The sequence below is a fragment of the Altererythrobacter ishigakiensis genome (assembly GCF_001663155.1).
Classification (GTDB): Bacteria; Pseudomonadota; Alphaproteobacteria; order Sphingomonadales; family Sphingomonadaceae; genus Erythrobacter; species Erythrobacter ishigakiensis.
The window spans coordinates 1,274,361-1,286,420 of record NZ_CP015963.1 but is presented as its reverse complement, the minus strand read 5'-3'; the positions used below and the strand labels follow the sequence as shown (position 1 = coordinate 1,286,420).

Here is a 12,060-nt window from a genome sequence, read left to right as displayed (position 1 = left end):
GGAATGAGCACACTTGGTCAATCGGGGCTTGAAATCGACAGGTGTTATATACATATAACACACATGTTTAATGTCCTCTCATACATCATTGGCCTCATCTCTCTGGTGATTGTCATCCCCGCAACTATCCCTTTTCTCGGGTGGGCGAACTGGATTGCCCTTCCCCTGATCGTGATCGGTTTGGTGATCGGGCAGATTTCATCAAGTGACGGCGGCCGAAACTTCTGTCTCGTGGTTTTGCTGATCGCCGCTCTTCGTCTGTCTCTCGGCGGCGGAATCGTCTAGCGCTGCGCCAGCGCCAGTCGCGCGGCCTTGGCGAATAGTGTTGGCAGCCCCGCGCTTTCGATTTCTTGAAGCGGCCACCATTCGCCATGACCAATGGGCTGAGCGTCCAGCCGCGCCACTTCAAGCGTTAGTGATGCGTGCGTAAACACGTGACGCACGGCGCCCAGGTTTCTGATCTCACCCTCGCCTGGTGCTTCGCCTGAACCGTCTGCCTGCGCGCTCCATCCATCGTCGGGCAGCGCGCGCATCCCGCCCAGCATGCCAGTCCCGGGCCGCGTAACGAGCCACACCATATCGTCCCGCTCGATCCAGAAGGCACGTCCTTTGCGCTCTGGCTTGGCTTTCTTTGGAGCCTTTATCGGCAGCTTCGCCGGATCTCCGCTCGCCTTGGCCTGACACATATCCGCCAGTGGACACAGCAGGCATTTGGGATCGCGCGAAGTGCAGATAGAAGAACCCAGGTCCATCATAGCCTGCGCGAAGTCGCCTGAGCTTTGAACGGGTGTGACTTCCTCGGCTCGCTCGCGAATGGCCTTGCGCGCACCGGGTAATGGCTCTTCAATCTTGAACAACCGCGCAACCACCCGCTCGACATTGGCATCGACCACGACAGCGCGCTGACCAAAGGCAATCGCGGCAATGGCGGCCGCCGTATACGGGCCAAGCCCCGGCAACTCGCGCAGCTCAGTCTCAGTCTCCGGGAAGCCGCCACGTCTCGCCACTTCGCGCGCGCACTTCACCAGATTGCGAGCGCGCGAATAATAGCCCAGCCCCGCCCACGCGCTCATCACATCTGTGTCATCAGCCGCCGCAAGAGCCTCGACCGTAGGCCAAGTCTCAATGAATTTTGCGAAGTATGGCTTCACTGCCGCAACCGTAGTCTGCTGCAACATGACTTCGGACAACCACACGCGGTATGGCCACGCGCAATCATTCGGCGGCACTTTCCCTGGCGGGTTGCGCCACGGCAATTCGCGCGCATGACGCTGATACCAGTGGAGCAATGCGTCAGAGATGGTCTTGGTGCTGGCAGTCACGCCTGCGCTATGGCATTGGCAGCAGCGCAATGGGAAGCGACAAAACCTCCAAACCCACAAAAGGGAGCAAGACGAAAGCCGCAAAGCCTTTCGAACGGCGCCGTGGCGGCACACCGAAAGCGATTGGTGAGCTGATGCCGCAGATCGGGCGGACGGCCTTTCGCCGGTATGGCTTTGTCCAAAGTTCCATCGTGACACGCTGGCCCGAAATCGTTGGTCCAACCCATGCCAGGGTTTGCGCGCCGGAAGCGATCCGGTTTCCCCCGGGAGAAAAGTCTGAGGGCATCTTGCAGTTAGTGGTCGTGCCCGCAAATGCGCCGCTGATCCAGCAGGTGGTCCCTGAGATTATGGAACGGGTGAACCGATTTTTCGGCTACAAAGCCGTATCGCGGGTCAAGCTTCGGCAAGGCGAGGTTAAGCCGCTTCGTGCAGAAGGGCCCGTGAAAGCGCCGCCGTCGCTAAAGCCAATTCCCATGGAATTGGGTGACAGCTTGCGTGATATTGGCGATCCGGAATTAAGAGCTGTGCTTGAGTCTCTGGCGCAGACGATGACGAATAAAGAGGATTCAACAGAATGAAGGCTATGAAAATAGCGCTGCTGGCCGGGGCAATGGTTTGCACCACCGGATTTTCGACCAATTGGGCAGTCACGGTAGCGGAAACACCCGGTGGACATCTTATCGGCAATCCCGAAGCGGAAACCAAGTTGTCTGAATATATCAGCTATACTTGCGGGCACTGCGCTACCTTCGCGCGCGAGGGTGAGCCTGTGGTAAAGTTGGTCTACGTTCGATCAGGTCAGGTCTCCCTGGAAGTCCGCCACTTGTTGCGCGATCCAATCGATCTGACTGCTGCGATGTTGGCCCATTGCGGCCCCGCAGACAAATTCGCCCAGAACCATTCCGTGTTCATGCTGAAACAGAGCGAGTGGTTGCCTGTTGCGGCTGCTGCCACCCCGGCACAACAGCAACGGTGGAGTAATCCGGACCGCGCCGCCGCGCGCCGCGCAATCGCCAGCGATCTGGATTTTTACGAGATCATGGAAACGCGCGGTTATGAGCGAATAGAGGTCGATCGGTGCCTGGCGGACAGCGCAAAGGAAGCAGAGCTACTGCAATATTCACGCGCTGACACAGCACGCCTGCAGTTGCGTGGGACGCCAAGTTTCGCAATCGATGATCAGCTGCTTGGCGGCGTCCATAGCTGGCAACAGCTACAGGGTGAGCTCGATGCACGCACCAAGCCGGCCACTACCCAAGGCAATTGAACCTTCCAGATTAACTATAGACTCTTGTGGAAGCGCCTGTGGAAAGCAGGTTTACGCGCTTCACCCCTACCCCGGCTTGGTATAGCCTCCACAGTACGAGACAAAGGACTCAGTTACAGACATGAAACTTTCGCGCCGTATTCTATCCGCTTCGCTGGCCACGACCCTTGCGTTGACGCTTGCTGCCTGTAACGGAACAGAAGATGCCGAAACCGCATCGCTCGATGGTGAGCCGATCGCAGCGATTGAAGCGCCGGAAGGGCAGAGCTGGACCGATATCGTCACAGTAACCGAAGCTGACGGTTATTTGATCGGAAATCCGGATGCTCCGCTCAAACTGATCGAATATGCCAGCCACACTTGTGGTGGCTGCGCCTATTTCTCCGAGAACGGGGCTCCTCCGCTGAAGGACAACTACGTTTCCACCGGGGTTGTGAGCCTGGAATTGCGCAATCTCGTGCGTGATCCGATCGATCTGACCATTGCAACCTTGGTTCGTTGCGGCCAGCCGGAAAATATGGAGCCGCTGTCATCCCAGGCATGGACTGCGCTCAATGACATCTTCGCCAACGTGAACCAGAACGGTGCTGCTTTTGAAGCGGCGTCCAGCCTTCCTGAAGATCAGCGCTTTGTCGCCATCGCAGAGGCGGCTGGTCTGATCGACTTCTTCGCGGCTCGCGGGCTCAGCAGTGATCAGGCGCGCACCTGCCTTGCGGATGCCGAGGCGGTGCAGGCCATTGCCACACGATCACAGGAGCAGGTCAACGAGCTTGGCCTGACGGGTACCCCAACCTTTATTCTCAACGGTCAAACATTGAACGTGAACCAGTGGGAGGGCCTGGAGCCAATCTTACAACGGGCAGGCGCGCGGTAAGAACCGCAACGGGAGGGACAGACTAACGCATGGAAATTCATCGGCTAAAGCTCAGTGGTTTCAAGAGCTTTGTAGAGCCGGCTGAATTGCGTGTGGAACCGGGCCTGACCGGCGTGGTCGGCCCAAATGGCTGCGGAAAATCCAATCTGCTTGAAGCGATCCGTTGGGTCATGGGTGAGAATTCACCTAAGTCCATGCGGTCAGGCGGGATGGAAGATGTCATCTTTGCTGGCACTGAAGCGCGACCGCCGCGAGACTTTGCCGAAGTCGTGCTGCAAGGGCGCGATGACGACAGCGAAGAACTTGAAGTCACGCGCCGGATCGAGCGCGGCGCCGGCAGCGCGTATCGCGTAAACGGGCGCGACGTGCGGGCGAAGGATGTGGCGCTGACCTTTGCCGATGCGGCGACTGGCGCACACAGCCCTGCTCTGGTCAGCCAAGGTAAAATCGCACAGGTCATCGCAGCCAAACCAACTGAACGCCGCCAAATGTTGGAAGAAGCAGCCGGGATTGCCGGGCTGCACGTGCGCCGCAAGGATGCCGAGAGCAAGCTGCGCTCTACGGAGAAGAATCTCGAACGGCTTGAAGACCTGATGGCGGGCCTGGATTCGCAGATGGCATCGCTCAGGCGGCAAGCGAAGCAGGCAGAGCGCTACACCAAGCTGTCCGAGCAAATCAAAGTGGCCGAGGCGCGGTTGCTTTTTGCCCGCTGGCGCGATGCCGCGCGCATGGCGGAGGAAGCACGCGAAGCCGCGCAAAAGGCCGATGAACGCGTAACCGCAGCCAAGAAGGCAGCAGACGAAGCGCAAAAGGCGCAAGCGGAAGCAGCGCATGCTGTTGCGGAAGCCCGCGATGAGCTGGCGGACCGCCGAGATGATGCCAGCGCGCATGGGCACCGCATGGCTGCATTGACCAGCCAGCTTGAAGCGGCAGAACAGCGTTTGGCTGACTTGGACCGTCAAAAGACGCGGCTTGAAGAAGATCGCGGCGATGCCGGGCGCGTGACCAGCGATGCAACCGAAGCGCTGGCGCGGCTAGAACGTGAGATTACCGCGAGCAAGGCTGCGCTCGAAGAAGACGAAGCCCGCCGCCCTGAAATTGCCCGCAAGGCTGAGGACGCGGAGCGCGCATCACGCGCGGCTGAATTGGCGCTGGCCAAGGCAACCGCTGATCATGCAGGTGTCGAAGCCGAATGGCGTGTCGCCGAAGCGGAAATCGCTCAGGCCATGTCACGCCTTTCGCGGCTTGAGGAAGATCAGGCACGCATCGAAAGGCAGCTTGAAGAACTGACCGGCAGCGGCGATCCGGTGGCCGCCGTCGAAGTTGCGCAAAAGGCCGCACAAAGCGCAGCTGGCGCGCACACAAGACTTCGCGCTGACCTTGAAGAAGGGCAAGCGCGCAAGGCCTTGCTGCAAGAGCAGCGAGATGAAGCCAGCTCGCTTTCGGCATCCGCAAAAGCTGAACTGGCTGGGGTGGAACGTGAATACAACGCCTTGGTGCGGGATCGCGATGCGCGCGAACGTCAGGCGAAAAACCGTGCGGGCCTTCCGGCTGCTCTTGAGAAAGTTAGCGTGAAGCCTGGCTATGAGCGCGCCCTCGCAGCGGTATTGGGCCGCGACGGCAAATCTCCGCTTGGAAAGCCCGATGGCGACAGTGACGGACGTTTCTGGACGGGAGGTAATGCGCCCAACGAAGTTTCGGATAGCCTGCTCGCCCATATCAAGGATTGCCCTGCGGAATTGAATGCGCGGCTCGCACTGGTGCACTTTGCCGAGAGCGACGACGGGCGCGGCCTCAATCCGGGTGAATGGCTGGTCACGCGCGGCGGTCATCTGCGCCGCTGGGACGGGTTTATCGCGCGCGGTGAAGGTGCGGCAGAGGCGGCTCGCCTCGAGGCGGCAAACCGTCTGGCAGAGCTTGAGAAACAGCTTCCTGCGCTGCGTGAGGCCGCTGAAAAAGCCGAGAAATCCGAACAAACGATCCGCGAAGAGCTAACCGCGTTGCAGACCGATCTTGTCGCGCGCGAACGAGCAGTGGCGGAAGCCTCAGATCTAGAGCGGCAAGCCCTGCGTGCGCTCGATCAGGCGGAAGCCGCACGCGAACGGCACGCCACTCGCAGCGAAGAGCTTAATGCCGCGAAAGCTGGACTTACCGATGATCTGGTTGCAGCGAAGAAAGAGCTTGAAAGCGCAGAATCGAAGCGCTCTGCATTGCCTTCCCCCGATACAGGGCGAGCGTCGCTAGAGGCGGCGCAGGCGCGCAATGAAGCGGCACGAAGCGCTGTCCAAGCGACCGCTGCAGAGCTGGCTGCGCATGATCAGGGACTTGCCGTCGCGCGCGAACGTCTGACCGCGCAGTCGACGGACAAAGCCAATTGGGAAGCCCGCTCTGGCGAGGCCGAGCGCCGTATGGCCGAAGTCGCGCGCCGCCTTGAAGAGATCGAAGAAGAGCGCAATGTCGTCGCCGCCAAACCGGCTGGTTTGATGGAAGAGATCGAGCAAGGCGATGTCATGCGCGAAAAGCTGGGCAAGGAGCTTGCCGCGGCGGAAGGCGTGGTTGCAGAAGCACAGGCGAAGCTCGACGCCGCTGATGCCGCGTTCCGCGAGGCCAATGAAACGCTATCGACGCAGCGCGAAGCACGGGCTGGCTTGGCCGCACGCGCGGAGAATGAAGAGGCTCGTCGTGGAGAGATGGCGCGCATTTCAGGCGAGCGCTTCCAATGCCCGCCCCCTATGCTGGCCGAACGGTTCGAATTCGAGCCCGAGCAGATCAAGGACGCGGGCGCGGAATCAGACGAGATGGAACGGCTGACTGCCAGCCGTGAGCGCATCGGCCCGGTCAATCTGGTTGCAGCCGAAGAGCTCAAGCGCATCGAAGAAGAGCACGGCGCCAATGCGACCGAGCAAGCCGAGCTGGCTGAAGCGGTCAACCGCCTGCGCGGCTCGATCGGCAATCTCAACCGCGAAGGGCGTGAGCGCCTCCGCGCGGCGTTCGAGGAAGTCGACGGGCACTTCCGCAAATTGTTCACCCGTCTGTTCGAAGGCGGGCAGGCGCATCTGGCTTTGGTTGATAGCGACGACCCGCTGGAAGCGGGCCTTGAGATCTACGCCCAGCCGCCGGGTAAGCGGCTCCAGTCACTCAGCCTGCTTTCAGGCGGCGAACAGGCGTTGACTGCGACCGCGCTGATTTTTGCATTGTTCCTGACCAATCCGGCGCCGATTTGTGTGCTCGACGAAGTCGATGCGCCGCTGGATGACGCCAATATCGAGCGCTTTTGTGATCTGCTCGACTCCATGGTGCGCGACACGGCAACACGCTATCTCATTGTGACGCACAATGCCGTCACAATGAGCCGCATGCATCGCCTGTTCGGCGTAACCATGGCGGAAAAGGGCGTTTCACGCTTGGTCAGCGTTGATCTGGGCGAAGCGGAATTGATGGCTGCGGAGTAACTCCGCGAAGCTTAAGCTTCCAGCGCGGCTGCCAGCCTTGAGCGGATGGCCTTTAGCTGGGGCAAAACATCACTGCCAGCCGAAGTCGCAACTACGGAGATCTGCGAACCCGCCTTTTCCGCACGCGATGGTTGGGGGACCGCCCGCTTACCGTCTCTTATCGCAGCTTTCGCGCCCTTAAGTGTATAGCCCTCGCTATTGACCAAGCGGTCGATAGTTTCGACCAGCTCGACATCAGCGGGACGATAGTAACGTCGACCTCCGCTGCGTTTCAGAGGTTTGAGCATAGGAAACTGCTGTTCCCAATAACGCAGCACATGTTGCTTTATGCCTAGCGCATCACTGACTTCACCGATGGTCCTCAGCGCGCCCTCGTCCTTGCCATCTGCGAAGTCGCTCATTGTCTAGCTTGCTTTCGCGATTTTCTCTTTGAGAATTTGACTGGCGCGAAATGTCATTACACGGCGCGGTGTGATCGGAACTTCGACTCCGGTCTTGGGATTCCGGCCAATACGCTCTCTCTTGTCGCGCAGCACAAAAGTGCCGAAGCCTGAAATTTTTACGTTCTCTCCAGCTTCCAAGGCGTCTGACATCTTGCCAAGAATGGATTCAACCATGTCGAGCGATTCCGCTCTCGACAATCCCATTTTGCGGTTGATCGTTTCTGCCAGATCTGCGCGTGTTAGCGTGCCCACCGAACGCATCATACGCTGTCTCCCCAATTAGGTTTTGCGAACCCAGTTTTTCCTAAGATATGATTTTGCCAGAAATTTGGCAAATTTCAGGGTTTTGACAATCAAAGTTGTTCACATGCGCGCTAAGCATGCCCCCCAGGTAAAGCCTCCACCCATGGCTTCAAACATCACCAGATCGCCAGATTTGATCCGCCCATCCTTGCGCGCGACATCGAATGCGAGCGGCACAGATGCCGCCGAAGTATTGGCGTGTTGGTCCACGGTCACGACAACTTTTTCACCGGGAATACCAAGCTTCTTGGCGGTCGCATCGAGAATACGCTTGTTGGCCTGATGCGGAACTACCCAGTCGATATCGGAGGAAGAAATGCCTTCTTCTTCAAGTACTTCGCCTAGAACGTCAGCGAGATTTACGACCGCGTGCCGGAACACCTCGCGGCCCTTCATGCGCAAATGACCGACAGTTTGGGTGCTTGATGGTCCGCCATCGACGTAAAGCAAATCGTGCTGCGCGCCGTCTGCATGCAAACGGCTCGCGAGTACGCCCGCACCCGCTGCGTCTTCTGCGTCAACCGCTTCCAGCACAACCGCGCCGGCGCCGTCGCCAAACAGCACGCAGGTCGTTCGGTCTTCCCAATCAAGAATTCGGCTGAAGGTCTCCGCGCCGATCACCAACGCGCGACTCGCAAGCCCTGTGCGCATCATCGAGTCGGCTGTAGTCAAAGCGTAAAGAAAACCTGAGCACACAGCCGCTACATCGAAGGCGATTCCACCATTGCAGCCGAGCGCATGCTGAACCTTGGTCGCAGTTGCGGGAAACGTATTGTCCGGCGTGGCGGTCGCAAGCACAATTAGATCGATGTCGCTTGCGTCAATCCCCGCATCGTCCAGCGCCGCCCGCGCAGCATCAATAGCTAACGTGGATGTGGTTTCATCTTCGCCGGCGATATAGCGCTGACGAATCCCGGTGCGTTCGATGATCCATTCATCGGTAGTGTCGACCCGCTCTGCCAAATCAGCATTGGTTACGACCTGGGCCGGAAGCGCTGAACCGCTGCCGCGGATCACCGCGCGTTTCATTTGGCTTCCCCTCCATTTGCTGGCTGTGTACGCAAACGATCTTCGCCCAGTTCGGCCAAATCCTGCGCGATGCGCTGAGTAAGATTGTTTTCGAGCAACCGCGCGGTAACTGCAACGGCATTGGCAACGCCAGCTGCGCTCGCGCTGCCGTGGCTTTTCACGACCACCCCGTTTAGGCCCAGAAATACAGCCCCGTTGTGATTGTTTGGATCAAGATGGTGTTTAAGCAGCTCGGTGGCGGGGCGTGAAACCAGAAAGCCGATTTTGGAACGCAACGAGCTGGTAAAAGCATTGCGCAGCAAATCAGTCACGAAGCGCGCTGTACCTTCGATCGCTTTCAACGCAATATTGCCGGAGAATCCGTCAGTCACAACGACATCGACTTCGCCGCGATTGATCTTGTCACTTTCGACAAAACCATCGAACTGCATAGCAAGGGTGCCCGCTGCGTCCTGAAGCACCGCCGCTGCGTCGCGCAGTGCTTCAGTGCCTTTGATTTCTTCGGTCCCAATGTTGAGCAGACGAACTCGCGGGCTCTCAAAACCGTTGACGATCCGCGAATAGGCCGCGCCCATAACCGCAAACTGTACAAGGTTCCGCGCGTCGGCATCTGTGTTGGCGCCTAGGTCGAGCATGATTACGTCATTCTCTTCCAGTGTCGGCATCAACGCAGCCAATGCGGGGCGATCAATTCCGGGCATCGTTCGCAGCGCGAGCTTGCTCATCGCCATCAGCGCGCCGGTGTTCCCGCCACTGACCGCAGCACCGGCATCGCCTTGCTTCACAGCGTTGACCGCAAGGCCCATTGAAGTGGTCTTGGCACGACGCAAGGCGCGGCTGGGCAGCTCATCGCCGCCCACCACGTCTTCGCAATGCAAGATTTCAGATGCTCCGCGCATTTGCGGGTGTGTTTCGAGAGCGGCCTTAATGCGCTCTTCGTCACCTACAAGAAGGAATTGGAACTTGTCATGACGCCGGCGGGCAAGCGCTGCGCCCTCGACCATCACGCGCACGCCTTCATCGCCGCCCATCGCATCAATCGCGATACGCGGCAGGCTCATTCCACAATCTCCAAATCAGCGGTGATTACAAACTGACCGCGACGACCTCGCGACCATTATAGAAGCCGCAGTGCGGGCACAGATTGTGCGGACGCTTGAGTTCGCCACAGTTGTTGCACTCGTGGAATGCCTCCACTTTCAGCGAATCATGTGCACGGCGATTGCCGCGACGGTGTGGCGATACTTTTCTCTTAGGGACAGCCATCTCGGCACCTGTTCCTTAATGCAAATCAGTCAAATCGTGAGCCGCTCTAGGGCAGGAACCGATGGCGCACAAGTCATGTGCACGAGAATCGGGCCCGGCTTTGGCGGGAAGCGGCGCGCTATAACGCAAATTTCCAAGGTTGCAACCCGTAGCAGACACGCATAGCAAACCGACAAACACAGATTTGAGAGGGGTACTCATGGCAATTATTCTACCGGTCACGCTATCGGCCGTCGCAGCGGCGGCAATTATCAATATCTGGCTTTCCATCCGCGTCGGGCAAATGCGCGGCAAGCTGAAACTTTCACATGGCGACGATGGAGGCGGCCCTCTAACACGCCGGATGCGGGCGCAGCTCAATTTCGTTGAGAACACACCCTTTGTGCTCTTCCTTATTGCTGCGATCGAATTGACCGGGCGCGGCCAGCCATGGCTTGCCTATGTTGCTGGTATCTACATGCTGGGTCGCATTGCGCACGGGATCGGCATGGATGGCGAAAGCCCGACCAAGCCGCGGATGATCGGCGTGCTTATCACCATGCTCACGCTGCTGGGTCTGTCAGTCGTTGCTGTTCTGATCCTGATGGGGGTTATGTGAGGGTTTAACTAAGAAAGCGCGTAATCACTCACAAAGGCGTTGGTCTTGCGTTCCTGACCGAATGTGCTGGTCGGACCGTGACCAGGGATGAACATCACATCATCGCCCAGCGGCCATAGGCGCTGGGTGATCGCGTCAATCAGATCCTGATGATTACCCATGGGAAAGTCGGTGCGCCCGATTGATCCCTGAAACAGCACATCGCCGACAATCGCGAAGCGGCTTGGTTCGTGGAAGAAGACCACATGTCCGGGCGTGTGACCGGGGCAATGGATCACGTCCAGTGTCAGCTCACCCACGGTCACCGTATCGCCGTGCTCAAGCCAGCGCGTGGGAGTGAAGCTCCTCGCCTCCATTCCATATCGCGCGCCATCACCATCGAGCTTCTCGATCCAGAAAAGGTCATCCTGATGCGGGCCTTCGATTGGAAGACCCAGCTCATCCGCCAACATGCCCGCCTGCCCGCAATGATCCAGATGGCCGTGCGTGATGAGGATCTTTTCCAGCGTCACGCCAGCCTTTTCGACACCTGCCTTCAGTTTGTCCAAATCCCCGCCCGGATCGACCAGCGCAGCTTTCATCGTCTTGGTGCACCAGATCAACGAGCAGTTCTGCTGCAGCGGCGTAACCGGCAAGATAGCTGCGCGCATGGGCGGCGTGGGCTTGGGTGTCTCGTTCATTCGCTGGATGTGGCTGGCATCACGTGGTATTGCAAGAGTATCCGGGTCGCTTTCGGAAGGATTTGCTCATGGCAATCAAGAAAGCAGCTCTAGATTTCTTCGACGCGTGCGAGACCGGCAAGGGTTGGGAAGTGTGTAAGCAATGGTGCACGCCCAATGCGACGTTTCGCGCACAAGCAGATGCGCTGGCAGAAGTTACGACACTGGAAGGCTATACCAACTGGATGCACAGCATGGGCGCACCGCTGCCTGACGCAGGCTACGAAATGCTGTCCTTTGGGGTGGATGAGGATCGCGGATCGGTCTGCGCCGCAGCAACCTTCAAGGCAACCCATACAGGCGATGGCGGACCGGTGCCGGCGACTGGCAAATCAACCTCTTCCGAATATTGCTATGTGATCGAATTCACCGGCGACAAGATCAGCAACATGGTGAAAATCTGGAACGACGGATTTGCCTTGCGCGAGCTTGGCTGGGCCTAAAGCCGCCCGCTTTTCCAGACCACGCGGCCGATAATCTCGGCTTCGTCAGCACTGACCTCCACTGGCGGGTAGGCGAGGTTCTGCGAGAGCAGCGCCAGCGGCCCCGCCCCTTGCGAGGCGACCCGCTTTACCATGATCGTGTCGCCATAGCCGGTCAATTGGTCTCGGATGCGACGGTGAGCGAGGTCACCCAAAACACCTTGCCCTACCCGCGCATGGTGGTGACCTGTGTCCTGCTGCTGCTGGAAGAGAATTGAAGCGCGACAATTTCAACGCAGATTCGCCAAAGCCACCGGTTTCCTCTATTAATCAATATACTTGGTGTGGGTCGCCCCAGTTTGAGC

15 protein-coding genes are annotated in these 12,060 nt (G+C 58.8%); 7 read left to right on the top strand and 8 right to left on the bottom strand.

All coding sequences use genetic code 11. The features are described 5' to 3' along the window. The first annotated feature begins 63 nt into the window (after positions 1 to 63). Entirely contained in the window at positions 64 to 285 is a 222-nt protein-coding gene (locus A6F69_RS06015; protein ID WP_067602620.1) for a hypothetical protein, read from the top strand. On the opposite strand, the gene A6F69_RS06010 is transcribed toward A6F69_RS06015, so the two are convergent. Next, on the bottom strand, positions 282 to 1,322 hold the full coding sequence (locus A6F69_RS06010; RefSeq protein ID WP_067598642.1) for an A/G-specific adenine glycosylase: 1,041 nt from the start codon (positions 1,320 to 1,322) through the stop codon (positions 282 to 284). The two genes, A6F69_RS06015 and A6F69_RS06010, sit on opposite strands and share 4 nt — an antisense overlap. 29 nt (positions 1,323 to 1,351) lie before the next feature. On the opposite strand from A6F69_RS06010, the gene A6F69_RS06005 reads away from it, so the two are divergent. The 4 genes from A6F69_RS06005 to A6F69_RS05990 all read left to right on the top strand — a co-directional run bounded on the left by A6F69_RS06005 (position 1,352) and on the right by A6F69_RS05990 (position 6,915). Beyond that, the gene (locus A6F69_RS06005; protein WP_067598640.1) at positions 1,352 to 1,900 is read left to right on the top strand and encodes a DUF721 domain-containing protein; all 549 of its coding nucleotides are present in this window, start codon (positions 1,352 to 1,354) and stop codon (positions 1,898 to 1,900) included. After that, positions 1,897 to 2,589, top strand: a complete 693-nt coding sequence (locus A6F69_RS06000; RefSeq protein WP_083984710.1) for a DsbA family protein — start codon at positions 1,897 to 1,899, stop codon at positions 2,587 to 2,589. Before A6F69_RS06005 ends, A6F69_RS06000 begins: the two co-directional genes overlap by 4 nt. Before the next feature lie 121 nt (positions 2,590 to 2,710). After that, a complete protein-coding gene (locus A6F69_RS05995; protein WP_067598637.1) occupies positions 2,711 to 3,463 on the top strand; it encodes a thioredoxin domain-containing protein in 753 nt (250 codons plus the stop codon). Positions 3,464 to 3,492: 29 nt separating this feature from the next. After that, positions 3,493 to 6,915, top strand: coding sequence for a chromosome segregation SMC family protein (locus tag A6F69_RS05990; protein WP_067598634.1), 3,423 nt, complete (start codon positions 3,493 to 3,495; stop codon positions 6,913 to 6,915). 11 nt (positions 6,916 to 6,926) lie between these two features. Here the strand turns inward: A6F69_RS05990 and A6F69_RS05985 are convergent, their stop codons facing one another. The 5 genes from A6F69_RS05985 to rpmF form a co-directional block, all read right to left on the bottom strand. Then, positions 6,927 to 7,316 (bottom strand): MerR family transcriptional regulator, encoded by a 390-nt coding sequence (locus tag A6F69_RS05985; protein WP_067598632.1) that lies wholly within the window; start codon positions 7,314 to 7,316, stop codon positions 6,927 to 6,929. A 3-nt stretch (positions 7,317 to 7,319) separates the two neighbouring features. Then, on the bottom strand, positions 7,320 to 7,619 hold the full coding sequence (locus A6F69_RS05980) for an integration host factor subunit alpha (protein ID WP_067602614.1): 300 nt from the start codon (positions 7,617 to 7,619) through the stop codon (positions 7,320 to 7,322). A gap of 102 nt (positions 7,620 to 7,721) precedes the next feature. Next, positions 7,722 to 8,690, bottom strand: coding sequence for a beta-ketoacyl-ACP synthase III (locus A6F69_RS05975; RefSeq protein ID WP_067598629.1), 969 nt, complete (start codon positions 8,688 to 8,690; stop codon positions 7,722 to 7,724). Continuing rightward, positions 8,687 to 9,751: a phosphate acyltransferase PlsX gene (plsX, locus tag A6F69_RS05970; protein WP_067598626.1), complete on the bottom strand. Its 1,065-nt coding sequence runs from the start codon at positions 9,749 to 9,751 to the stop codon at positions 8,687 to 8,689. Before plsX ends, A6F69_RS05975 begins: the two co-directional genes overlap by 4 nt. A gap of 25 nt (positions 9,752 to 9,776) precedes the next feature. Continuing rightward, positions 9,777 to 9,956 carry a 50S ribosomal protein L32 gene (gene rpmF / locus A6F69_RS12955; protein ID WP_083984709.1) on the bottom strand — a complete coding sequence of 60 codons (180 nt, stop codon included), beginning with the start codon at positions 9,954 to 9,956 and terminating at the stop codon, positions 9,777 to 9,779. 199 nt (positions 9,957 to 10,155) lie between these two features. Between rpmF and A6F69_RS05965 the strand changes: the two genes are divergently transcribed. Further along, positions 10,156 to 10,554, top strand: a complete 399-nt coding sequence (locus tag A6F69_RS05965; protein WP_179946170.1) for an MAPEG family protein — start codon at positions 10,156 to 10,158, stop codon at positions 10,552 to 10,554. 8 nt (positions 10,555 to 10,562) lie between these two features. Here the strand turns inward: A6F69_RS05965 and A6F69_RS05960 are convergent, their stop codons facing one another. Beyond that, positions 10,563 to 11,204 (bottom strand): MBL fold metallo-hydrolase, encoded by a 642-nt coding sequence (locus A6F69_RS05960; protein ID WP_067602608.1) that lies wholly within the window; start codon positions 11,202 to 11,204, stop codon positions 10,563 to 10,565. Between the two features lie 98 nt (positions 11,205 to 11,302). On the opposite strand from A6F69_RS05960, the gene A6F69_RS05955 reads away from it, so the two are divergent. Continuing rightward, positions 11,303 to 11,716, top strand: coding sequence for an ester cyclase (locus A6F69_RS05955; protein ID WP_067598623.1), 414 nt, complete (start codon positions 11,303 to 11,305; stop codon positions 11,714 to 11,716). On the opposite strand, the gene A6F69_RS12950 is transcribed toward A6F69_RS05955, so the two are convergent. After that, on the bottom strand, positions 11,713 to 11,910 hold the full coding sequence (locus tag A6F69_RS12950) for a S24 family peptidase (RefSeq protein ID WP_245638305.1): 198 nt from the start codon (positions 11,908 to 11,910) through the stop codon (positions 11,713 to 11,715). The genes A6F69_RS05955 and A6F69_RS12950 overlap by 4 nt on opposite strands. Positions 11,911 to 12,060 lie beyond the last annotated feature (150 nt).

Coding starts and splice junctions, on each gene's coding strand:
- A6F69_RS06015 (WP_067602620.1), top strand. CDS start 64: ATGTTTAATGTCCTCTCATACATCATTGGCCTCATCTCTCTGGTGATT.
- A6F69_RS06005 (WP_067598640.1), top strand. CDS start 1,352: ATGGGAAGCGACAAAACCTCCAAACCCACAAAAGGGAGCAAGACGAAA.
- A6F69_RS06000 (WP_083984710.1), top strand. CDS start 1,897: ATGAAGGCTATGAAAATAGCGCTGCTGGCCGGGGCAATGGTTTGCACC.
- A6F69_RS05995 (WP_067598637.1), top strand. CDS start 2,711: ATGAAACTTTCGCGCCGTATTCTATCCGCTTCGCTGGCCACGACCCTT.
- A6F69_RS05990 (WP_067598634.1), top strand. CDS start 3,493: ATGGAAATTCATCGGCTAAAGCTCAGTGGTTTCAAGAGCTTTGTAGAG.
- A6F69_RS05985 (WP_067598632.1), bottom strand. CDS start 7,316: ATGAGCGACTTCGCAGATGGCAAGGACGAGGGCGCGCTGAGGACCATC.
- A6F69_RS05980 (WP_067602614.1), bottom strand. CDS start 7,619: ATGCGTTCGGTGGGCACGCTAACACGCGCAGATCTGGCAGAAACGATC.
- A6F69_RS05975 (WP_067598629.1), bottom strand. CDS start 8,690: ATGAAACGCGCGGTGATCCGCGGCAGCGGTTCAGCGCTTCCGGCCCAG.
- plsX (WP_067598626.1), bottom strand. CDS start 9,751: ATGAGCCTGCCGCGTATCGCGATTGATGCGATGGGCGGCGATGAAGGC.
- rpmF (WP_083984709.1), bottom strand. CDS start 9,956: ATGGCTGTCCCTAAGAGAAAAGTATCGCCACACCGTCGCGGCAATCGC.
- A6F69_RS05965 (WP_179946170.1), top strand. CDS start 10,156: ATGGCAATTATTCTACCGGTCACGCTATCGGCCGTCGCAGCGGCGGCA.
- A6F69_RS05960 (WP_067602608.1), bottom strand. CDS start 11,204: ATGCGCGCAGCTATCTTGCCGGTTACGCCGCTGCAGCAGAACTGCTCG.
- A6F69_RS05955 (WP_067598623.1), top strand. CDS start 11,303: ATGGCAATCAAGAAAGCAGCTCTAGATTTCTTCGACGCGTGCGAGACC.